General features: G+C 39.7%; 17 protein-coding genes and 1 tRNA gene. 17 read left to right on the top strand and 1 reads right to left on the bottom strand.

The window, feature by feature from the left end:
• Positions 1-52: 52 nt before the first annotated feature.
• The 3 genes from hisH to ACMKPP_RS04215 all read left to right on the top strand — a co-directional run bounded on the left by hisH (position 53) and on the right by ACMKPP_RS04215 (position 4642).
• A complete protein-coding gene (gene hisH / locus ACMKPP_RS04225) occupies positions 53-679 on the top strand; it encodes an imidazole glycerol phosphate synthase subunit HisH (RefSeq protein WP_316063623.1) in 627 nt (208 codons plus the stop codon).
• Between the two features lie 281 nt (positions 680-960).
• Complete coding sequence (locus tag ACMKPP_RS04220; protein WP_418369318.1) at positions 961-2793, top strand: carbon starvation CstA family protein; 1833 nt, start codon at positions 961-963, stop codon at positions 2791-2793.
• A gap of 223 nt (positions 2794-3016) precedes the next feature.
• Positions 3017-4642, top strand: a complete 1626-nt coding sequence (locus ACMKPP_RS04215) for an AsmA family protein (protein WP_418369317.1) — start codon at positions 3017-3019, stop codon at positions 4640-4642.
• Between the two features lie 166 nt (positions 4643-4808).
• Here ACMKPP_RS04215 and ACMKPP_RS04210 read toward each other — a convergent pair whose 3' ends face one another.
• Positions 4809-5540, bottom strand: coding sequence for a stalk domain-containing protein (locus ACMKPP_RS04210; RefSeq protein WP_418369316.1), 732 nt, complete (start codon positions 5538-5540; stop codon positions 4809-4811).
• A 318-nt stretch (positions 5541-5858) separates the two neighbouring features.
• On the opposite strand from ACMKPP_RS04210, the gene queF reads away from it, so the two are divergent.
• The 14 genes from queF (at position 5859) to ACMKPP_RS04140 (ending at position 19262) form a co-directional block, all read left to right on the top strand.
• Positions 5859-6356 (top strand): preQ(1) synthase, encoded by a 498-nt coding sequence (gene queF / locus ACMKPP_RS04205; RefSeq protein ID WP_004697960.1) that lies wholly within the window; start codon positions 5859-5861, stop codon positions 6354-6356.
• 1 nt (position 6357) lies between these two features.
• Positions 6358-7248: a hypothetical protein gene (locus ACMKPP_RS04200; protein WP_418369315.1), complete on the top strand. Its 891-nt coding sequence runs from the start codon at positions 6358-6360 to the stop codon at positions 7246-7248.
• Between the two features lie 185 nt (positions 7249-7433).
• The gene (gene cysK / locus ACMKPP_RS04195) at positions 7434-8348 is read left to right on the top strand and encodes a cysteine synthase A (protein ID WP_418369314.1); all 915 of its coding nucleotides are present in this window, start codon (positions 7434-7436) and stop codon (positions 8346-8348) included.
• Between the two features lie 163 nt (positions 8349-8511).
• Positions 8512-9123 (top strand): serine O-acetyltransferase EpsC, encoded by a 612-nt coding sequence (gene epsC / locus ACMKPP_RS04190; protein ID WP_105086845.1) that lies wholly within the window; start codon positions 8512-8514, stop codon positions 9121-9123.
• Between the two features lie 404 nt (positions 9124-9527).
• The gene (locus tag ACMKPP_RS04185) at positions 9528-9962 is read left to right on the top strand and encodes a Dps family protein (RefSeq protein ID WP_004697769.1); all 435 of its coding nucleotides are present in this window, start codon (positions 9528-9530) and stop codon (positions 9960-9962) included.
• Between the two features lie 50 nt (positions 9963-10012).
• Positions 10013-10103 (top strand) — tRNA-Ser (locus ACMKPP_RS04180).
• A 210-nt stretch (positions 10104-10313) separates the two neighbouring features.
• On the top strand, positions 10314-11063 hold the full coding sequence (locus ACMKPP_RS04175) for a hypothetical protein (RefSeq protein WP_418369313.1): 750 nt from the start codon (positions 10314-10316) through the stop codon (positions 11061-11063).
• Positions 11064-11082: 19 nt separating this feature from the next.
• Positions 11083-12342: an Nramp family divalent metal transporter gene (locus tag ACMKPP_RS04170; RefSeq protein ID WP_418369312.1), complete on the top strand. Its 1260-nt coding sequence runs from the start codon at positions 11083-11085 to the stop codon at positions 12340-12342.
• 296 nt (positions 12343-12638) lie between these two features.
• Positions 12639-13241, top strand: coding sequence for a hypothetical protein (locus ACMKPP_RS04165; RefSeq protein ID WP_004694153.1), 603 nt, complete (start codon positions 12639-12641; stop codon positions 13239-13241).
• Complete coding sequence (locus ACMKPP_RS04160; RefSeq protein WP_418369311.1) at positions 13219-13965, top strand: YaaA family protein; 747 nt, start codon at positions 13219-13221, stop codon at positions 13963-13965. Before ACMKPP_RS04165 ends, ACMKPP_RS04160 begins: the two co-directional genes overlap by 23 nt.
• A gap of 4 nt (positions 13966-13969) precedes the next feature.
• Complete coding sequence (gene hydE / locus ACMKPP_RS04155) at positions 13970-15088, top strand: [FeFe] hydrogenase H-cluster radical SAM maturase HydE (RefSeq protein WP_418369310.1); 1119 nt, start codon at positions 13970-13972, stop codon at positions 15086-15088.
• Positions 15089-15490: 402 nt separating this feature from the next.
• A complete protein-coding gene (fusA, locus tag ACMKPP_RS04150) occupies positions 15491-17557 on the top strand; it encodes an elongation factor G (protein WP_008603194.1) in 2067 nt (688 codons plus the stop codon).
• Positions 17558-17839: 282 nt separating this feature from the next.
• Positions 17840-18316, top strand: a complete 477-nt coding sequence (locus tag ACMKPP_RS04145; protein WP_118091102.1) for a NanQ anomerase/TabA/YiaL family protein — start codon at positions 17840-17842, stop codon at positions 18314-18316.
• A 1-nt stretch (position 18317) separates the two neighbouring features.
• Complete coding sequence (locus ACMKPP_RS04140; RefSeq protein ID WP_279008083.1) at positions 18318-19262, top strand: DMT family transporter; 945 nt, start codon at positions 18318-18320, stop codon at positions 19260-19262.
• The last annotated feature ends 114 nt before the right edge of the window (positions 19263-19376 follow it).

Raw genomic sequence — 19376 nt, 5'->3', positions numbered from 1 at the left:
AATACGTTTTGTTTAATCTTATCGTGTTTTACCCTATAGAATGGAGTTTATTATGATTGCCGTTATAGATTATGATGCAGGGAATACCTTCAATGTCCAGAAAGCCTTAGCTTACATTGGCCTTGAGACAGTGCTAACGGCAGATTCGGCGACTATATTAAATGCTGATGGTGTTCTTTTGCCAGGTGTAGGCGCATATGCGCCAGCGATGGCAGTTCTAAAAGAGCGTGGTTTAGTCGATGTTATCTATGAAGTAGTAAAACGGGATATACCTTTATTAGGTATTTGTTTAGGGATGCAACTTTTATTTGAAGAATCTGAAGAATACGGCCCAACGCCCGGTTTAGGCCTTATTCCCGGTAAGGTAAAAGAAATTCCTCGCAACCTTGGCTTTAGCGTGCCTCATATGGGTTGGAATAAAAATGTAGTACACCAGCCTCATAGTGCTTTTAGCAATGTAGATGATCAATATACATATTTCGTCCATTCCTATTATGTGGATACAGATCCTGAATATATCATATCTACTGCAAATTATGGTATCGATGTACCTGGCATTGTAGAACGAGGTAGAGTATATGGAATGCAATTCCATCCTGAAAAAAGCGGTGTCGTAGGTCTAAATTTGTTGCGTACATTTGGGACTATTACAAAAACTTATAGAGCAGCAGGAGAATAGGGATATAGCTATCTTTCATTACAGATAGGAATAAGTCATTCAGTAACCAATATATCTAGGATAATAACGGCATCTCATAGGTAGAGAATGCCGTTATTATGCTTTATAGTTATACTTAACTTTCAAAATGAGAAATTAATAATTGACACCTTGTTGATTAGTTATACAATAATGTTGTAAGTACTAACATTTTAGGAAGCCATTGTGGCATGGATACGATACATAAGTTTTATCAGTAATATTCATATACTCCATGTCACGTGATTATTGGAGGTGTTTATATGGTTATGAATGGTATTTACTTAGTTATTGCCTCCGCGTGTATTCTAATTTTAGCGTACCGCTTTTATGGGGCTTTTATAGCGGCTAAGGTACTGACATTGGATCAATATCGTCCAACGCCAGCTATGGTTCACAATGATGGTCACGATTACGTGCCAACCAACAAATGGGTAACCTTTGGTCATCACTTTGCAGCAATTGCTGGTGCAGGTCCACTTGTAGGTCCTGTTATCGCAGCACAGTTTGGGTATTTACCTGGGGCATTATGGATCCTAATTGGTTCCGTATTAGCCGGTGCTGTACATGATATGGTTATCTTGTTTGCTTCCGTTCGTTATGATGGTAAATCGATTGCGGATATTGCTCGCGAAGAAATCAGTAAACTTGCTGGTTTTGGTGCTATGCTCGCTACCTTATTCCTATTGATCATTACCCTTGCTGGTATGGCTGTAGTAGTAGCTAATGCATTGCATAACTCTCCTTGGGGATTCTTCTCCGTATTTGCTACCATTCCAATCGCTATTTTTATTGGTATTTATTTGAAATGGTTGCGTCCTGGTAAAATCCAAGAGGCGACTATTATTGGGGTAGCCTTAATCTTCGCAGCTATCATCTACGGTCCAAATGTAGCGGCTAGCGAATATGCATCTTGGTTTACATACGACTTGCAAACTATTGAAATTATGCTTGCTGTGTATGGTTTCTTTGCAGCTGCATTGCCAGTATGGTTGTTACTTGCTCCTCGTGACTATTTGTCCACATACCTTAAAATCGGTACAATCGGCGCATTGGCGCTTGGTATTATCATTGTAATGCCTGAAATTCAAATGCCAGCTGTAACTCCTTACATCTGGGGCGGCGGACCTGTATTGAAAGGTTCCGTATTCCCTTACATCTTCATTACTATCGCATGTGGTGCGTTATCTGGCTTCCATACTGTTATTGCTACAGGTACAACACCTAAAATGCTTACTAATGAAAAAGAAATTTTACCTATCGGTTATGGTGCGATGTTAACAGAAGGCTTCATCGCTATGATGGCGTTGATTGCTGCCACTGCATTGCATCCAGATGATTACTTTGCGATTAACTCCACAGTTGAGTCTTTCAAAGCTTTAGGCCTTAAAGTCCATGAATTGCCAGCATTGTCTGCAATGGTTGGTGAAGACTTGATGCACCGTCCTGGTGGCGCCGTATCCCTTGCAGTAGGTATGGCTCATATCTTCTCCAGATTGCCTAACATGGATCACTTGATGGGTTACTGGTATCATTTCTGTATCATGTTCGAAGCATTGTTCATCATGACATTAATCGATGCTGGTACTCGTGTAGGTCGTTACTTACTTCAAGAATTATTAGGTCATTTCCATCCTAAATTCAACGACCAACACTGGGCTCCTGGTGTGTATGGTTGTGCTGCTTTAATTTGTATCTTGTGGGGCTACCTAGTTCTACAAGGTAATATCGGTATTATCTGGCCTCTATTCGGCGTATCTAACCAATTATTAGGTACCATGACATTGGCCGTAGGTACTACAGTTATTATGAGACTTGGCCGCAAACGCTATGCTTGGGTTACAGGTATTCCTTGTATCTTAATGGCTATCGTGGCTATCGCTGCAGACTATGAAAATGTATTCTACAGCTATATTCCTGCTGGTAAATGGATTTTAGTAGCATTTAGTGCTGCTATGTTCTTCATGATCCTTATCGTATTGGTAGAAGCTGTACGTAGTTGGATTCGCTTGTCTAGCATTCCTCAAGACTATCGGACTCAAGCTGAAATCGAAGCTGAAAGCCTTGTAAAATACGGTAAAGAAGTAAAAGCATAAGATTGATTATTGCAATATATAAAGTGCACTCACATTTGTGGGTGCACTTTTAATCTATAAATTTGCTGTCTTTTTTATAAAATAGTTAGGTAACGGTGCCTTGCATGCAGAGTTTTCTGTGAGCAAGGCGCTTTTTGTATGGAAAAGAGTTTCTTATGGTCAATATGATTGATACAGGCAATACCACATGGGTATTGTTATTTGAACATGTTATAATAGGGCTATGAAACATTATATACGTTCTTGTTGGACAAAATATAAACAATTGTATAAGAAAGGCCTAAAAGGCATTGCTGCCTTTCTTGCCATTGGAGCGATTATAGTCTTTGTACTAGCAACCATTGCTAGTCGTGGAATGGGCGTTATTTTTAATGAGGTTATGGCTCGACAAACGATGATGCGCGGTACGGTTACTGTTGAAAGTTTATCTGCTACACCGTGGGGAACTTTGACTTTTACAGGCCTTGTTTGGAAGGACCCAGAAGGGCATGAGTTGCTCAATGCACCAAGTGGGAAAGTTCGCGTCAATATGTGGGATGTGGTGACACGCAACTTTAAGTCCTCCGCTATCAAGGGCATTGAATTAGATGATGCGGTTATAGTCATTGACTTGGACGATAATAATCGATTGGATTTCGCGCCCATATCTCCAGATGTACATAAACCAATTAACGAGATAGAACCCCGTCCGAAAGCACCTAGAAAGACCACACAAGAACGGCAAGAGGAACTAGGTAAGAAAGTACGTAACTTTAATTGGCAAGGTCAACATTTAGATCTTAAGATTACACTTAGAAATAGTCAGTTAGAGGTTTTTAATAGAAATCGCCATTATGTGATAAAGAATGTAAACTCAAAAATTGATCTTGATAGTAAGCGAGCGATTCGTATCGATATGGAGACGGGCAAATTTGGTGGTACCGCCATAGGGGATGGTCTCGTATTAAAAGGTCGTGTAGATTTAAAGGATGTTTTAAAGCATCGCATGCCTCAACTGGATCTACAATTTGATGTGAAAGGGGTGGATCCATCATCACTAGGCTTTGGTGAAAATATTCATGATGCCATGACCTTGCTTACAAAGGTAACAGGTGATTTTAACCGTCCTTTTGCTAAAGGACGTGTGACGATGCCTATTTTACGCATTCCTGCACTTACTTTTGAGAATGTAGTAGGAGATGTGACGTACCAAGATGGTATTTTGAATTTTGAAAACGTTAGTGCCAATGTATACAGCGGTAAATTGGAGGCTAAGGGTGTATATAATTTGGACACTCGAGCCTATACGATTACTGGTGTAGCAAAGGATTTAGACAGTAGTGTAGCCCTCAAGGCTCCTGAGTTTCTCGTGCCCGTATCGGCAAATTTGAACTTTAAAAGTGAAGGCCAACCTCGAGACATGGAGGTATGGGGGAACTTCTGGTCTGGTGAAGGGCACTATATGCTGATTCCGATTCAAAGCATTACGGGAAACTTTCACAATAAAGGGCGACATTTATCCTTTAGCGATGTGAACGTACATACTAAAATCACCACTATCACTACGGATGCTCTGCGTATCGATGATGGACAGCTCACGATGGGGCCGCTTAATATTACTTCTCACGGAGGCAGTAATTTCATTTTGTATGATGAGTCATTTGATGAAATTGATGAAAATATGACTCGCATTAAAGACGATATGAAACAAGCCAGGGAAAATAGTAGGCGTGCCTCTGACTCTGCAAAAGGCATCGACAAATCTGGGCTTATAGCGCCGGATATGAAAGAATCCATGAAGGATCTGAAGCGGAGTATGGATACGGTAAAAGATAGCTTAGATAATCTGTCAAAAAACAGTAAGCAATAAACTGTATTGAGACGTAAAGTGTAAGAAGTAATAATAAAGTAACAATATAAAGTAACGGAAATAATAAGCTAGCAAAAATCAAAAAGAAGGCAATCCATCATGGTGATGAGTTGCCTTCTTTAAGTTATAAGGTGCTAAATTGTATGTAGCTATATGAAAGATTTTATTATCTGTTTAGTCCGTAAGAGCGTACATATTCGGTATTTTCTGTGTCTTTGGTATCTGTTTTGGTGTTAGTTCGTTTTACCGTAATAAGAGGTTTCTTTTCTTTGGTTTCCTTTTCTTCGTATGGAATTACTTTATCTCCTTGATCCGGTAAAAATGTTTCGATACCGTTTCGTTTGCCTTTTTGCGTGTTTGAATCAGTGGCCAATTGACTTTGTTGTGGAACGATATATATTTCGTCTTTATTGATGGTTACATCATTTAACAAGAGTTTGAATGCGTTCGGACTTACATATAGAATTCCGTCTACCATATGTGCTGCAGGGAGTAAAGATTCGGATGTATCAAGGTTGATGATCTGCAGTTTACCTTTGCGCACGACTTGTTTAGAGTCTGGTTGTACCGCTAAGGTAGCAATGTTCATATCGATTAATGCCGTTTTTGTAGGGGCATCCCAAGATACTTTATAACCTAATGCTTCTGATACTTGACGTAACGCTACGAGTGGCTGACCGTCAACATAGATAACATTTGGTTTATTATCTATGGGCTCTAATAATATGCCATCTACATTGATATAATGCTGTGTCGTTACTGATGCAGGTCTCTTTAAACTTTGCGTCGGTGCAGGCGTATCCATACCGACTGCTGCCTGTGCAGGCTGTACCATTCCGCTTGTGAAAGCTAGCGCTCCAACGGCTATACCGGACAAAATCAGTTGTTTTAATTTCATGGTAACCTCCATTGTGTATAAAACGTAACGATAAATCATAATGGGTACTATAACATGGATATATGAATATTATATTATGAACTTTAATTTTACACAATCTATATAGTAAATGATAGATATGATTTACTATAGATTTACTGTATGAATTATAAAGGGGGAAATTCTATTAAAAAGGGAGATTCTCTTATTAGATGGTTTACAGGAGAAAGTAGTGCTAGAGGTCGTTCTTTATATGCTATAATTAAGTGTTACATGAATTATTTAGTATATCTAATTATAGAGTTATAGAGTTATAGAATTTATAGAAAGAGGTTCCTTATGGCATCCGGCAGATCTGAAAAAGAGTTACAAGGGGTAACGATGTTAGGTCACAAGACCGATTATCCAACTGATTATGCGCCACAGGTGTTGGAGGCGTTTGATAATAAACACCCTGATAATGACTATTTCGTTAAGTTTAATTGTCCTGAGTTTACAAGTTTGTGTCCTATGACAGGTCAACCAGACTTTGCCACAATCTATATTTCTTATGTGCCAGATAAGAAAATGGTTGAGTCCAAGTCTTTGAAGTTGTATCTGTTTAGTTTCCGCAATCATGGGGACTTTCACGAGGACTGCATCAACATTATCATGAAAGATCTTGTGAAGCTGATGGATCCTAAATATATCGAGGTGTGGGGTAAGTTTACGCCGCGCGGTGGCTTGTCCATCGATCCATACGCAAATTACGGCAAGCCTGGTACAGAGTGGGAAAAGACGGCAAAAGAGCGCCTTCATTTCCACGACATGCAGCCTGAGCGCGTAGCATACCGTTAATATGGCATACGAATATTTAACAATGGTCGCATCCTTTACTATTTGTTTTATGATGGGGGTGACCTTGTCTTTACAACCTGCGTCAATAATCGTAGGGACTCACACTCATTTAAGAGAACAAAGTAAATGGACTCGCTGGAACGGATATATCATGTTTGTGTTGCTCTTATTTGTGTTAGATGTGCTCGTAACGAATGGTATATATATTGCGTTTCACGATGTGTATGGTAATCTTTTTAACATTGGCTATCTTGATTTCGATCCCATGGACATGTTCTTTAGTGAAAGCTTTCAAATAGGTGTTATTCTAGTCTTTTCGCTTGTGTTGTTTCAAGTGTTAGGGCTCGTTGATTTAGCTCATGGAGAACGGGATTTATCCTTTTATTATGACCAAGTAGATGCAGGTAAACAGAAGTCATCTTGGATGGAGCAGTACATGTGGAGCCAAAGAGGATCTCTTGGAGCGAGCTTGGTGGGTTTGCTCTATATGCTGAAAATGACGATAAAAACAATGTGGCCTTATATCGTGTGCCTAGTATGGTTTAAAATCCTAGCTATACTTGTAAATGTATTAGTGTCTCCGAGTATTAACCGGATTATGCATGTTGATAATGAATTGACGACCCTAATCATTTTCGACCCATATATTATCACCTATGTAGTTGCTGGTTTCTTATGGGGTCATGTAGCGTTACATCATGATATAACTAAAGTATCGCACTTAGTTAGTAGCATTGCTATATCTCTTATCCCTCGTCTTACAGTCTTGGTAGGAGCAATTTTCTTTATTGGATTGGCCCTCATCATTATAATGGTACCCATCACATGGGATGGGGTACTTGACGCACTTACAAAAAAAATAGATAAAGCTAGTTATTTCCTGTATTTTTAGGGTTTTAAAAGTCGTTCTCATTCTCTTGACAATGAAATGATTCAAATGTTAGAGTATGGTTGTATTAATTGGAATACATAAACGGTTATACCCCGTATATGGTGAATAACAAGGTGCAATATAAAATCGTCCTTGGGATGTTCCTAAGGGCGATTTTTATCATCTATTGCTAGAGGGAGAATTAGATGAGTATAGTAACAAACCAAACAACTGAACTTATTGGTAAAACACCGATATATCAATTGCCAAATACCAATATTTATGTAAAGCTTGAAAAATATAATGTAGGTGGTTCTGTAAAAGACCGTGCTGTACTCGGTATGTTACAGGCTGCAAAAGAGCAAGGTCGCATCCATGAGGATAGCATCATTGTAGAAGCCACAAGTGGTAATACGGGAATCGCTCTTGCTATGGTAGGTGCTATTCTACATATTAAAACAGTGATTATCATGCCTGAAAGTATGAGTAAAGAACGCCGTGAGCTTATTAAGGCGTATGGGGCGCAGCTCATCTTAACTCCAAAAGAAACAGGTATGAAGGGGGCTCTTGAGCGGGCCAATGAAATTTTAGAGAAGTATCCCAATGCTTTCACCTTGGGGCAATTCGTAAATCCTGCAAACCCAGATATGCATTACTGCACGACGGGTACTGAAATCGTAGAACAAGTGCCAAATGTCGATGTATTTGTAGCGGGGATCGGTACAGGTGGTACTTTCACAGGCGTTACAAGACGATTGAAAGAACATAATCCTAATCTAAAAGCTATTGCTGTAGAGCCAACGGGATCTCCTGCTATTACCGAAGGTAAGGGCGGCCCTCACAAAATTCAAGGGATTGGGGCTGGCTTCATTCCTGAAAACTTTGACCAAACATTGATGGATGGCGTGCAAACTGTAAGTGACGAAGAAGCTTTTAGTGAGGTGCAAACCTTTATGCGTGAAAGTGGTATCTCTATTGGCCTTTCCGCGGGGGCGGCCATTGTAGCGGCAAAACGCATGGCTCGTGAATTACCTAAGGCGAACATCGTTGTTATTGCACCTGATGGAGTAGAGAAATATTTATCCCTCTTGGACTTTGGCAACAACGAATACGTTAAATAATAGATTTCAGATAGATACAATACTGAATTTTAGATTGGTAAAAGAATAGGTTCTATATAGATATAAAGCCTTATATATAGGAATATAGACCCAATATGTTGTATACTAGATATATCTATATTTCTGTAGAATGTTAAGTAGAGTTATTTGAGATGGAGTCACTATGATGCAAGGTTTGCGCGAATTATGGGGCAAAATTCAATATAATATTAAGCGCGTAATGGATTCTGACCCAGCTGCCACAAGTGTATGGATGGTTATATGGACATATCCGCATATTACTGCTTTGTTCTGGCATTTCTTTGCCCACCGTCTATATAAGGCGGGGTGGCCCATCTTGGCCCGTCGTGTGGCTCTCCATTCTCGTCATGTAACGGGCATTGAAATCCATCCAGGCGCGACGATTGGTCGCGGTCTCTTTATCGATCACGGTATGGGGGTTGTTATTGGTGAAACGGCTATTGTAGGCGATAATGTAACCTTGTTCCATCAAGTAACACTAGGTGGGATGTCTTCTAAAAAGGTAAAGCGTCATCCGACCATTGAAGATGATGTACTCATCGGTACGGGTACAAAAATTTTAGGAGATATTACGATTGGTGCGCGCACGAAGATTGGCTGTAATCTCGTTATTAAACATGATATTCCTAAGGATATGGTAATCTTTGAAACAGATCCAGAAAATATGTATGTCCGTAAACCTAGTCGCAATGCAGCTGCTGCACAAGCAGAGGAGAAGAAGATTCCTGATAATTACATAGAATACTATATTTAATATAAAAGCGTATTTAATATATAATCATTTTTAATATAGAGTCATATTGAATATAGAATCATACAAGCCTCTAACTATTAGATTAACTAGTAGTTAGAGGTTTTTTATGATTCGTAGAAATATGATTCTGTGAAGTATTGGATTTAGATTTGGTATGGATTGTATTGTATTGTATTGGATTGGGGATATGTTTGAACTAGTATGGTTATGATGTTTTCATTAAACTTTTATACAAAAATATCTATTCATATATTGACATGGAAAATCATTATTGGTAGAATATAAACATAATCAATATTGATTATAAATTAAATAAACGAATTGATGGCGTAGAAGCCAACTGTGTTTGTTCTGCTTTTAGAATAAACTATAATTGAGAATTAAGTGAAAAAAGGAGTTTTATTATGAAAAACGTACAACAAGTAAATCAATATTTAGCAGATCTTTCCGTATGGAATGTGAAATTACATAACCTACACTTCAATGTAACTGGTCCGCAATTCAAATCCATTCATGAATACTTGGAATCTATTTATGATGAAGCTTTTGAATACTTTGATGCCGTAGCAGAACATGTGAAAATGCAAGGTCAATTTCCATTGGTAAATTCTGCAGAATACGCAAAATTGACTAAAATCGAAGAATTGGGTCAAGAAGACATCCCTCAAGCAAAGGTAATTGATATCCTTCTTAAAGATTTTAAATACATGAATGATCAAGCTGTAGCAATTCGTGCAGCAGCTGATGAAGAAGGTGATTTCTTGCTCGTAAGCATGATGGAAGATCACGTTGCATACTATGTAAAACAAATCTGGTTCATCGAATCCATGTTGAAATAAGACAATTGACAATGCCTTATTGGGTATGATATGATTACTCAGTAAAGCATGGAGGATTACTCAAGAGGCTGAAGAGGACGGTTTGCTAAATCGTTAGGGCGGGTTACCGTCGCTAGGGTTCGAATCCCTAATCCTCCGCCATGTAAAGACCTCACATCATCCGATGTGAGGTCTTTTTGTATAATATATTAATTTATTATATTATTTATATAGGCCTAATTTGTGAGGATTCGAGTGAGTCCAAGGCCTTATTACTATTGAATGACACAGGTGTGTAAGGGTATAGAGTTGACGTATGTCTAGGGGTTTCATATAATAGATTGTATAAAATGTAATTTTAAGGAGACTCTTATGAATACAAAACATATACGTCAAATGAATCGTATCCGTCGAGCGTTAGGCATTGGCGCATTATGCCTCGTTGCGTCTGTTGGGTTTAGTCATGCTGAAAGTATTGCCATCCCAAGTGCACGTCCTATGGTGGATGGCGTAAGTGCTGATGTTGAGACTGTTAGTAGTTCTAGTAAAGGACAACAGCATATAAACTCAGATGTTATTACGCCTAATGATTGGACATATACAGCGTTACAAAGGCTCATTAAACATGGTGCTATTACAGATACCCACGGATTTACTTTTGATGGTACTAGCTATACAAAGGATGAGCTTATGCCGCTTATCGATGAGGTAGTCACAAAACGTGAGCAAATGAACGATAATGATCGGGAATATGCATTGCGTATTTACCAAGAAAATATGCGTGATGTAATGGACTATCGTATTGCTCGTGATAAAAAAGCTACTGATGAGCGCCGTCAAAAACTAGATGAAAAGCGTGCTGAAAAGGCTAAAAAATCTGGTAAGACGTATCAAATATCCAAGGATCAACAAGAGGCTCTTGATAAGGCTGGTGATGAAGTAGCAAAACCGGAAGAACGCGCTTTAACAGATGAACAAATCAAAGAAAAAATGAAGAAATTCAAAATTGATGATTTTCGCGTTAAGGTAAATAATGAAGTGCGTATTCGTTACGCTGATTCCAAGGATAAAAAGTCCAAAACAGATGCTCGTATGCAGACGGAGATGACGTTCACTCTATAACTCTTAGTAAGGGGTTATAATGATTGATTTTTTTAAGAAACAGTTGTTTACTGCCCATCAAAACGGTAAGCAGCAGGTAAGTGAGGTCTTTAAATATATAGGACCTGGTATAATCGTAACCGTTGGATTTATCGATCCGGGCAACTGGGCTGCTAACTTGGCAGCTGGTGCTAGTTATGGTTACGAATTATTGTGGGTAGTCACATTATCTACGATTATGCTCATTTTATTACAACATAATGTGGCGCATTTAGGCATTGTACGCGGTCAATGCTTGTCGGAATGTGCTTATGAGTTCTTACCGCGTTATGCATCTCGCTTTGTGCTTAGCACGGCAGGAATTGCGGCGGCAGCGACAGCCTTGGCTGAGTTTATTGGCGCCGCTATCGCCTTGAAGATGCTCTTTGGTATTCCTATCTTGATAGGTAGCATTTTGACGGCTCTTATCTGTACGGTCATGCTCATTACGAACTCCTATCGTAAATTAGAGCGAATCATTGCTGGTTTTGTATCCCTTATCGCATTGGCGTACCTCGTTGAGGTAAATATGGTCAATGTGGATTGGGCAGCGGCTGGTATCGGTTGGGTGGATCCTAATATTCCTAATACATCGATGCTCGTTATTTTGAGTATATTAGGGGCCGTAATTATGCCTCACAACTTGTTTTTGCACTCTGAAATCATCCAAAGTCGCCAGTTCAATACACAAGATCCAGCGATAATGAAACGGCAGTTACGCTATGAATTCCTCGATACTTTGTTATCTATGGGGATTGGGTGGATGATTAACTCCGCCATGATTATATTGGCGGCGGCTGTTTTCTTTGCTCATGGTATTGAAGTAACAGAGCTTGAACAGGCTGAGGAGTTGTTGCGACCACTCATTGGACCGGCAGCGGGTATTATTTTTGCGATGGCATTGTTATTTGCAGGCTTTGCCTCATCTGCTACGGCAGGTATGGCGGGGGCTAGTATCTTTGCAGGAATGTTTGGCGAATCTTATGATATGAAAGACTTCCATACGCGATTAGGCTTGGCACTAACATATGTTCCAGCATTATTATTGATCGTGTTTATTACAGATTCCTTCCAAGCATTATTGTTCTCTCAAATGTTCTTGAGCTTGCAATTACCTATCACCATATTCTTGCAACTTTACATGACAAGCAGCCGCAAGGTCATGGGAGAATACGCGAACCGTAAATTTACAAATATTCTCTTATGGGGCATAGGTATCATCGTTACAATCATGAATATTTACTTATTGATTGTAGGCTAATAGAATATTCTTTGTTAGTTACCAAAAGGTTTATTATAAAATCAACATTAGAATACAGAATTAGAATACAAGATTAGAGTACAACATTAGAATACAAAGGACCGCTATGGCGGTCCTTTTGTCATGTTGCTAACGTATCTATTATGTAAAAAGCGTATCTTTGAATACCCAAGAGGGGTATAAAATATGGTACAATTAAGAATAGTATAATATAAGAATAATATTTTTAAGGATAATATAATATCTGTTTGGAGTATTCCTTAGCAGTGTGATATATGGAAAACTAGGAGGCCCTAATGGCAAAGGAAATCAACGTACAAGAGACAATACAATCTGATTTTAGTGTTGTGGTTAACGATATTGCTGAAGAGTTATTGACGCGCCTCAATATGGATGAGGATGGTTCTGTTATCGATATGTTCCAAACAGGCTCCTTTGATCCTTGGCAGTTATTCGTATTTTTTGGCGCTTTAGAAAAAGCCCTTATTGAGTTCAGAACGGATAAACGGAAGAAAACAGTTATCGTTCATGCACAACCTGAGGCTCTTATCGGTATTGGCCGCGTAGTGACACCTGTATCTACTATGCTTGAGCATGTATTGATGTCTCGTTTAAACGACATGAGCGAAGGCCGCTTGGAAACCGGCATGCTCACAGTATCTGCTGAAAGCATCGATTACGAAGGTGTAAATCTTAAAGGTCGTCACGTGGTTATCGTATGCGATCTTGTAGATGAAGATTCTAATTATCTTAAAGAATGCATTAAATTATGTAAAGAATTGAAAGCAAGCCACGTAGTGGCGGTGCCTCTCATGTTGTGGAACCCTGAATTGATCGACAATTTGACAGAGGAATCTATTAAGGCGGAATTATCTCATGAAAATCGTCCTCTCTCCTAGTAAGACAAAAACGATTGCCGATGTTGCTAGCAACGCTGAGGCAGTACATCATGCAGTCCGAGACGGCCAATTTCAGCCGAATATCACGAAAAAGATTATAACTCATGTACAATCTCTCGATGTTGTAACTCTTGGAAAGGCTTTGAAATTAAAGGATGATAAGGCACAGGCTCTCTTTGATTTTTACCAGTCTTTTGAGGCTCATCCCGTAGGTCGTGCCTGTGAAAGTTACGATGGCATTGCTTTCAAATATTTGGACTGGTCGAACTTATCTGACGAAGCCAAGGACTTTGGTGAAAGCCATCTCGTTGTGCTGTCTGCATTGTATGGTGTCGTTGAACCTAATATGGGGGTGCGCGACTATCGACTTGATATGGTCGATAAGGTGGGCATTAATCTATACGATACATGGCGTGATGCGGTGGACGCATACTTTCACAAGGAAGATTGGATCCTAAACCTAGCATCTAAAGAATATGCAAAAATGGTGAACCATCCAAAGGTGGTAACCGTTGAATTTTGGGAATTACGGGGCGATACGTTTAAGCAGATGAGTACGTCCTCCAAAATGAGTCGCGGTGTGATGGCTCATGAATGTTTAACTCGACAAGTGAAATATGTGCGGGACTTGCCCCACGAAGTTAATGGATTTACTTGTGTCTCTGACATTGAATCCATTACCATACCAAGCGAATCGATGACGGTTCGTTACGAAAGGAAGTGATTGTTTGCAAGTGCAAGACATTCTTGCAAAAGACCTCGTCGGCGATGAATGGCTGACAGAGGAGGAATTGCGATTTCTCATGTCTGTAACTGATGAAGAACAGTTGCAGTTGATATATAAAAAGGCCTACGAAGTGAAGGCAAAATACGTAAAGCCTGTAGCGTATTATCGCGGCCTCATTGAGTTCTCAAACCGATGCATTAAAAATTGTAATTATTGCGGTATCCGCCGTGAAAATGACAAGACGGAACGCTTTGATATGAATCGCGAAGATATCATCAAGATGGCACAGTGGGCATACGATCATGAATATGGTTCCATTACACTTCAATCTGGTGAACGCTGTGATGATGCTTTTGTGGACTATGTTGTGGATTTAATTCGCGATATTAAAGCCATTGGCGATGGCTCTCTTGGCATAACGATGTGCGTAGGGGAACAAAGCGAAGAGGCGTACCGCCGCATGCGTGAAGCCGGTGCGAGTCGTTATTTATTACGCATTGAAACAACCAATACAGATTTATACCATAAGATTCATCCTCGTGATGAATTACATTCCTTTGAGACGCGCGTAGAATGTTTACGTCGTTTGCGCCGCGTGGGCTTCCAAGTTGGCACAGGTGTTATGATTGGTCTACCTGGGCAAACAGAAGATGACCTCGTAAATGATATCTTGTTCTATCGCGATATGGATATCGACATGATCGGTATGGGCCCTTATGTGGTGCATCATGATACGCCTCTAGGCCAAGAAGCATTGGCAATGGGCATTGATGATGAAGAGGGCAAGTTGCGACGAGTTCAACTGGGCCTCAAGATGATTGCCTTAACTCGTTTATTCTTGAAAGACGTAAACATTGCGGCAACTACTGCCTTACAAGCACTAGATAAACTAGGCCGTGAAAAAGGCTTAGCCGCAGGCGCAAATATCCTAATGCCTATCATCACCATTCCTGAACACCGTGCAAAATATTTGCTATATGATAATAAACCTTGCGTGGACGACAATGCAGAACAATGTAAAGACTGCTTGACGCGCCGCGTAATGTCCATCGGTGATACAGTAGGTTGGAAACAAAATGGGGATTCTAAACACTACGGTAAACGGACGGGGAAATTTTAGTATTCTATGTTCTAACTAAATTATTTACTTGACTATATCCTTGTCCTTAGTATTGCCTATATATAGATGGGGCCCCGTTACATAACGACAACTTAATTAAAAAAGACGGTCTATACTTGCTTGCTCCTCGTTCCTGATGTCGCGGCACAAGTACAGACCGTCTTTTTTATAACTTTGTGAGGGCACTAGTCCCATCTATATATAGGATATACCGATAAAGTCTTATTAATAATTTAATTAAGTTTAGGATCTACATAGGAATACTAAAATTTTCGTTATAATTTAGTATTATTATATAATCCTCCTTTTCTAAGAAATTTTTCTCAGAAAAAGAGGATTTTTTTATTGTAGTGTCGAAATGTATTAGCAAAGCCGTAATTTGCCAGTAAGGAGGCGATTCCAATGAAAGAGTACAGTAGTGATAAAATTAGAAACGTTGCTGTTGTTTCCCACGATGGTGCGGGTAAAACAGCTCTTGTTGAATCCTTGTTGTTAACTTCTGGTGCGGTTGATTTCGTAGGTAAAGGTCAAGATAATAAACATATTATGGACTTTGAACCGGAAGAAATTAAACGTAATGTAACTATTCAATTGGGCATGGCGCCATGTGAGTGGCATGACCATAAGGTTAACTTCATAGACACTCCAGGCTATAACGAATTCCATGGCGAAGTTCGTGCCGCTTTGCGTGCTTGTGATGGCATGTTGATGGTGCTATCCTCCACATCTGGTGTAGAAACTGACACAGTTCGCGCATGGGATTATGCAGTTGAATTACAAATGCCTCGCATGGCATTTATCAATAAAATGGATGTCGATGGTGCTGATTTCTTTGGCACTATTGAAAGAATGCGGGAATTATTTGGCAAAGGCATTATGCCATTGCAGATTCCTATCGGTGAAGGTGCCGATTTTGAAGGCGTTGTAGACGTAGCGAAAATGACTGCGTTTACTTATAAGGACGGCCAACCAACAGAGGTCGCTGTACCAGCTCACCTTATCGAAAAGGCTCAAGAAATTCGGGAAATGACCGTAGAAGCCGCGGCTGAAGGTAGCGATGAGTTGTTGGAAAAATATTTAGAAGGCGAAGAATTATCCTTAGAGGAAATCCGCCAAGGCTTGCGTGAAGGGATGATTAGTGGCCGTGTGTGCCCAATCATGTGTGGCAGTGCCACATCTCGTATTGGCTTAGATCAAGTATTGGATCGTATGATCCGTTACATGCCGGATGCAACTAAAAAAGTGATGACCGCAACTGATGCGGAAACCGGCGAACAATGTGTTGTACATGTAGATAAACCATTAACTGCATTCGTATTTAAAACATTGTTAGACCCATTCGCAGGCAAACAAAGCTTTGTACGTATCTTCTCTGGTGAACTGAAAGAAGGCGATCGCCTTTATGATGTAAACCAAGGTGTAGAAGAAAAATGGGGCAAGATGGTTACCCTTATCGGGAAGCAACAAATCCCTGTATCTGCTGCTAAAGCTGGCGATATCGTAGTGATACCGAAATTGGCCAATGCTAAGACCGGCGATACATTAACGGCTCCTGACTTTAAAGTGACATACGATGCTATCCGTTTCCCTCAACCTCTATACACTGTGGCTATGGAACCAGTGAAAAAAGGTGAGGAGGAAAAATTAGCTAGTGCTGTTCTTAAAGTGGCAGAAGAAGATCCTACTTGCGTAGTAGTGAAAAATGCTGAAGCTCGCCAATTACAAATCGATTGTATGGGTGAAGTACATCTCGAGCATATCCTCAACAAAATGGACCGTAAATACGGCGTACAAGCTAAACTTGTGGCTCCATATATTCCATACCGCGAAACCATTAAAGGCTCTGCTGAAACCGAGTCTAAGTATAAGAAACAAAGTGGCGGTCATGGTCAATATGGTCACGTTAAGATTCAAGTGGATCCATTATATGATGGTAGCGAATTTGCATTCGTAGACAAAATTTTTGGTGGTGCTGTACCTAAACAATACATACCAGCAGTGGAAAAGGGTGCCAAAGAAACCCTAGATAAAGGCCTAATTGCAGGATATCCTATGATTGGCGTGCAAGTGACACTCTTGGATGGATCTTACCACAGTGTAGACTCCTCAGAGTTAGCATTTAAAGTAGCTACGTCACAGGCGATCAAGGATGTGATTCCTAAGGCGAAACCAGTCCTATTAGAACCAATCTATGAAGTCAACGTGTTTGCACCAGATGCTTTCATGGGCGACATCATGGGTGATTTGAATAGCCGTCGAGGTCGTGTGTTAGGCATGGAACAAAGTGAAAGAACAGGTATTTCTGTTGTTAAAGCACAAGTACCATTGGCTGAAATGTCCGATTATGTGACTGCATTACGCTCCATTACCCAAGGTCAAGGTGTATTTAATCGTCAGTTCTATACCTATGAGGAGGTTCCCCATAAGCAAGCGGAAGAAATTATCGCTGCTCATAAAACCCAAGAATAAGGTAATGGCCACATGCTGTATCTAATACAGTTTGAATCATTACAACTGAATAGACAATTGCATAATGTAACAATTTAATACTGTAACAATTTCATAGTGTAATAATTGACGAAAGTCATAAATTTGAATAGTATTTTACTGAGGCCCTCCATATATGTAGCGTATGGAGGGCTTTTACATAAGAGAATAGCTAGTTCTTTATGTATATATGTGCTAACATAAAAGGTAATATAATTAGTTTATTGTGGTGCCATATCCATAGATATTGTGAAAGGATTGTGTATGTTTTTCTCTAGTATTACCGCAGATTATACAAAAATGGGCTATCCTAAAGCCATTGTGCGCGCTTTGGATTTCTTGAAAAACACAGATTTGAAAACATTGCCTGGAGGACGTCATGCCATTGAAGGCGACATGATGTATGCTAACGTAGACGATGTAGAAACAAAACTATTTGAAGCTACAAAACCGGAATCGCACCGTAATTATGTAGATATTCAATTTATGGTGAGCGGCGAGGAAAACATGGGCTTTTTCGTAGATAAAGGGCTTGTTAAACCTGTGGAGTCCTATCCAGATCGAGATTGCTATTTTTATCCTAATGAAGCGGTTGATGAAGGGCAAATCCATTGCCCAGAAGGGTACTACACTGTATTCTTCCCCTCTGATGTTCATCGACCTTTGCTTGCTGTAAACGATAAACCTATCAAAATTCGTAAGGTGGTTGTGAAAGTTCACGTATCTTTGCTTGGTGACTAGCATGAAACAATATGAAGTTATTGGTGTTATTATAACTCTATTAGGCGCTGTTTTATGGGGCGTATCAGGTGCATCCGTACAGTTCTTAAGCAATTTTAGAGATATGAATTTGGAATGGCTAGTAACTATGCGATTGATTACAGCAGGTTTACTAACTGTTATTTATGCATGGTTTAGATTTGGAAACTCTATCTTTAATGTATTTCATAGTATAAAGGATACGCTAGGGCTCATTGTTTTTGGCGTATTTGGAATGGCATTATGCCAATATACATACTTCAGATCCATTGCTTTAGCTGGAGCTGGCATTGCAACGGTATTACAATATCTGGCGCCGTCTATGATTATTATTTACCTGCTGGTTCGCTATGGTAAACGACCATCCAAGGGGGAAATGGTTTCTGTTATACTGGCCTTAGTGGGGACCATTTGTTTAATGGGCAATGATGATGGCCTTTCTATTGAAAGCTTCCCTTTAATGGTTCTCGTATGGGGGCTTTTATCTGCTGTCGGTGTAGCCGTATATAGTATTTCTCCTGTTGATTTACTCTACAAATATGGCACATTGCCTATTGTAGGGTTTGGGATGTTTATTAGTGGTATTGTAGCCGCTATATTATTCCATCAACCGAATTCATATGCAGTGTGGGACGTATGGACTGTTATTGGTTGTTTCAATGTCATATTCCTAGGGACGATAGTATCTTTCAATGCCTATTTAGAAGGGGTTAAACGAATTGGGGCCGTACCAGGATCTATTTTGTCATCTATTGAACCTATTTCGGCGGCTTTCTTTGGATGGGCTTTTTTAGGAAATGAATTTAGTCTATTAGGGCTAATTGGTATGGCTATGATTATTGCTACCGTTGTTATCATTGCTTGGGATAGACAACGAACTATTAAACGAGAAGTACTGGCAAAACTGAATAAAACAATATTAGAATAAACCGATAAGCACACATATATCACAGAAATCATTTCGTGGTATATGTGTTTTTTGTTATAACATACAGTATATTTTAGATACTGTATACATGCTCCATTTAGTTGACTATTTACC

It is taken from the genome of Veillonella parvula (genome assembly GCF_048309325.1).
Classification (GTDB): Bacteria; Bacillota; Negativicutes; order Veillonellales; family Veillonellaceae; genus Veillonella; species Veillonella parvula_T.
Note: the sequence above shows the minus strand (reverse complement) of the source record. Positions and strands in the feature narration are given on the sequence as shown.